Genomic DNA, 3,647 nt, shown 5'->3' with positions numbered 1-3,647 from the left:
CGCGTTGGAATGATACAGCTCACACATGGTGCTTACGGCGAGGAGGAGCAAAGTCACTTCGTCCCTGCCTCCACCTGATTGTCCGGAATCGGACAAACCCTTGCGGGCTACGGAATTGCTGCCGTAAATCGTGTTGAGGGTTTCAGGGAGGTATTCTCGATGACCAGCAGTTTTCACACCGTCACGGTTGAAAGAGCCGCCGAAGCCTATGTGCGCTCTAGAGGCAAGGCCCACTTCCTGTCCATCACACTGGCAATTCGCGCCATCCGAACACTCATGCCGGCGTGCAAGGCCACCGATCTCGAATTGGAAGAGCTGCTGGCTGAGGCATGCATCACTCACGGTGTGCCCGTCGCCTTCGATGCAAAAACGGCCGAGGGTGTAGAACCACGGCTCCATTCGTAGGCCATATATGTCTGCGCTCACGCAGACGCCCACCTTCTCAGACGTTCGCCAGGCGATTGTCTGTTACCTCATCGACAACATTGGTAGCCCGAGCATTTCGATTTCTGAGGTCAGCCACACCGTGAGGAGAATGCTTCCGCTTTGCGAACTCACGGACTGGGAACTTCGCGATCTCATTGCACAAAGTGCGATCGATGCGGGATTTGCGATCGAAGTCGACCCGCAGGACCCAGCTGTCGAGGCATAGCCTCTGTCGAGCCGTAGTATCGTCGCAACGCTCGGCAATGGTGGACCGAGCTGCTTGCAGGAACGCATTGTCGACATGACAGAACGTGACCGTGACAGGTGTCGCAGCGAAGACGTATCGCTTGCATGGTGCGGCTTCAGGAGGGGCTGGATCGACACGAACTGCTTCGCTCCTCGAATCTGCCAAGAATAGCAATTCAGATATTGGCTGTCGGCAGGAAATGCGAGGCCGCGGCAGCGAACCGCGCACGTGACATCGCTGATTGTGATTGCACTTTCATTAGGAAATCCTAAAATCGAGGCGTGCTGAAATTGGCGTTCGGGGAGAAGTGTCATGCCTAGAGTTTCAGATCTTTTCTTCAAGACTGCCATCGTGTGGCTGGTTTTGGGGATAGGCGCCGGTTTGCAGATGGCGATCTCTGGCGACCACGGTGCCTTTCCGGCCCACGCACATATCAATCTGCTGGGATGGGTCACAAGCGCGATATTTGGCGGCTACTACGCCCTTAACCCGGCAAAGGCGGCGCGGAGAATCGCAATGATTCACTACGGCTTGTATAATGTCGGGCTGGTGATCATGCTGCCAGCGCTGTATCTGATGCTACAAGGCGGCTATACGGCGATTGAGCCGATCGTGGCCGCCGGCTCGCTGATCGTCGCCGCTGCCGTGCTGGTGTTTGCCGTCGTGGTTTTCTCAGGCGCGGGCGTGCGTTTGCCATCTGATTTGTCGCCGGCCACACGCTGAATGGCGCAAGTCAACGGTCGCAGGAGAGTGTCAGCGAGCTTTTTGAGACTGGTGGTCATTAAAGGAAGGTGGACGATCACGGTGCAAAGGCATATCTCCCATAGACGCTTTCAACCCTGCGGGCGCAAGTCTGTCACCGGCCGGTAGAAGATCACACGCACCGACGGAAAAAGCTGGTTGAGGTAATCGAAATCCCGAACATTGCCGGTCAGAACCGTCGCGCCCAGCAGACCGGCCTGGTGAAAGATCAGCGCATCGTTGAGGAAGCGGCGTTCCTGCCCCTCCCCTTTCGGCAGGCGGCTTAGCCGGAACAGCAGGCCGGCAAGCATGCCGGCGCGTCCCCAGGCGGTGGCGTCGGGTGCATGCAGCCGGTGCGCTGGAATATCTTCGATCGTGTCCGCAACCACTTTCAGGACCGACTTCGTCGTGGGATGGCCCGGATTGAGCCGGCCGAACAAATGGCTGAGCTCGGCAAGGCAGACGGCCGAGTGCTGACAGAGCCGATAGGTCAAAAGGTCATCGACCACTTCAGGCGTGCGCCCCTGCAGGACATCCAGATAGACGCTCGTGTCGAGAAGCAATGCACCGCCGACAGGCGGCTGATCCCCTGCCCAGAACAGAGCGGAATCCGGCCGCCGTTCCAGCCCTCCGGCACGCCGCTGTGGTGTGAGGGAACGCAGTGCGCTCCCGAGATCAAACGTCAAGATCAATGTCCGCGGAAATGCTGCCCTTGCGGCCGACGAGCCGGGCGCCAAAATCGTCCTCGAGAGCTAGCCGCGACAATGCGAGCTCAAGCAATTCAGTGTCGGAGGTCACATGAGCGCGCTTCTTTGCCGCCTCGATCAGTTCCGACGGCACCCTGCCGGAAAGGCGTGTGTTCTTGGCCGCGCCAAGAAGGCCGACGGCCCTCGCCTGTTCGAGCACCAGACGGTTCCGGGTGTGGGCGATCCGCTCCTGGCTTTCGGCGGCCGTTGCGCCACGTCTGCTCATCCTGCATTCTCCACTGTTGAACGAAACATAAGGGATGTTGAACATGAAGGCAAGGATTGGCACTGAGGAAGAGGACCCTAGGAGGGTCAACACTGGATTGGACATGATAATCGTACCCAACCGCTTGTCGTACGCGACCGGGCGCAGCTGTCGCAGCTATTGGTCAAGCACCTCGCGGTGGACAATTCGGCGCTTTGGTCGCACGTTGGGCCCTCGGAATCGCACCACTGCGGCATTCCAATGAACGAGAGTTCCGATGGGCAGTCCCCGTAATTTCATGACGCCTCTCGACGCGGTCGACACCGAGGACCTGCCTGACATTGTCGAGATCGTCATGGAGATGGGCGCCCGGATAAAGCTCCCTTCCCCGCCAGTCCTCGACTCGCGACAAGCATCACTGCCTGCGCATCTCGAAAAGCTTGCCGACCCCGCGCGCGATTCCGTCGATGCGGGGAGTTCGGCAAACACCCGTCGCGCCTATGCCGCGGACTGGAAGCTTTTTTCCGCCTGGTGCCGGCGCCAGGCGTTTGACCCGCTGCCGCCAGATCCGCTAGTTGTCGGCCTCTACATCACGGCCCAGGCCTCAGGATCGGTAAGGGACAAAAGGTCTGTGTCGACCATTGAGCGCCGCCTGTCGTCCCTGACCTGCAACTATTCGCAACGCGGTCCTCCGCTCGACTGGAAGGATCGGCATATCCACCGTCGTCAGGATTATAGAGGACGAAGTCCCCTCCCCTGCCATCCCAAATTCGGCGTTGCGCGCCAACGTTTATCATCCTTGCAAATCGGGAACTGAACTCCATAATTGCGAGGATGATGAAGCGCCGCGTCGAAACGCAACTGGCCGAACTGATAGACACCATCCCAGCGGTGGCGCTGATTGGGCCGCGGGTCGGCAAGACTACGCTCGCGCTCGAAATAGCCGAGACACGGCCGCATCGCCTATCTTGAGATGCACCCAATTGACGGACTGGAGGTGCCGGCCGAACAATTGAACCCCTTGTGGGTGCGCGGCGGCTTTCCCGACAGCTTTCTGGTGGCAAGCGACCGTGCCAGTCAGCGGTGGCGGCAGGACTTCATCCGCACCTACCTCGAACGCGATATCCCGCTGCTCGGGCCTCGCATTTCCAGCCGAAACGCTGCGCCGCTTCCGTTGAAGCACCTTTACAGTATTTCGTCGACCGTGAACAATCCGGCCCCTAAGCGGCGACCGGCTTAGGCCGGAGTTGGAAGAGAGCGATCAAGAGGGACAAAAAACCCT

Annotated in this window: 6 protein-coding genes and 1 pseudogene; 5 read left to right on the top strand and 2 right to left on the bottom strand. The window is 59.3% G+C overall.

Annotated features, from left to right (window positions below):
* Positions 1 to 159 precede the first annotated feature (159 nt).
* The 3 genes from NKJ90_RS33260 (at position 160) to NKJ90_RS33250 (ending at position 1,396) form a co-directional block, all read left to right on the top strand.
* The gene (locus NKJ90_RS33260; RefSeq protein WP_352487768.1) at positions 160 to 405 is read left to right on the top strand and encodes a hypothetical protein; all 246 of its coding nucleotides are present in this window, start codon (positions 160 to 162) and stop codon (positions 403 to 405) included.
* A gap of 7 nt (positions 406 to 412) precedes the next feature.
* Positions 413 to 652, top strand: a complete 240-nt coding sequence (locus tag NKJ90_RS33255; protein WP_352487767.1) for a hypothetical protein — start codon at positions 413 to 415, stop codon at positions 650 to 652.
* A 333-nt stretch (positions 653 to 985) separates the two neighbouring features.
* Positions 986 to 1,396 (top strand): heme-copper oxidase family protein, encoded by a 411-nt coding sequence (locus NKJ90_RS33250; protein WP_023762678.1) that lies wholly within the window; start codon positions 986 to 988, stop codon positions 1,394 to 1,396.
* A gap of 110 nt (positions 1,397 to 1,506) precedes the next feature.
* Here the strand turns inward: NKJ90_RS33250 and NKJ90_RS33245 are convergent, their stop codons facing one another.
* On the bottom strand, positions 1,507 to 2,100 hold the full coding sequence (locus NKJ90_RS33245; RefSeq protein ID WP_031261275.1) for a type II toxin-antitoxin system VapC family toxin: 594 nt from the start codon (positions 2,098 to 2,100) through the stop codon (positions 1,507 to 1,509).
* Positions 2,090 to 2,386, bottom strand: coding sequence for a hypothetical protein (locus NKJ90_RS33240; RefSeq protein WP_023762676.1), 297 nt, complete (start codon positions 2,384 to 2,386; stop codon positions 2,090 to 2,092). Before NKJ90_RS33240 ends, NKJ90_RS33245 begins: the two co-directional genes overlap by 11 nt.
* A 340-nt stretch (positions 2,387 to 2,726) precedes the next feature.
* Between NKJ90_RS33240 and NKJ90_RS33235 the strand changes: the two are divergent.
* Together NKJ90_RS33235 and NKJ90_RS33670 are read left to right on the top strand one after the other, a co-directional pair.
* Positions 2,727 to 3,083: pseudogene (locus tag NKJ90_RS33235) on the top strand (integrase); the annotation flags it as partial.
* A gap of 255 nt (positions 3,084 to 3,338) precedes the next feature.
* Positions 3,339 to 3,605 (top strand): DUF8612 domain-containing protein, encoded by a 267-nt coding sequence (locus NKJ90_RS33670; RefSeq protein WP_502904965.1) that lies wholly within the window; start codon positions 3,339 to 3,341, stop codon positions 3,603 to 3,605.
* Positions 3,606 to 3,647 lie beyond the last annotated feature (42 nt).

The sequence above is a fragment of the Mesorhizobium sp. M0051 genome (assembly GCF_040323235.1).
GTDB lineage: Bacteria > Pseudomonadota > Alphaproteobacteria > Rhizobiales > Rhizobiaceae > Mesorhizobium.
The sequence above is the reverse complement of the archived record's forward strand: the minus strand, read 5'-3'. Positions and strand labels throughout refer to the sequence as shown.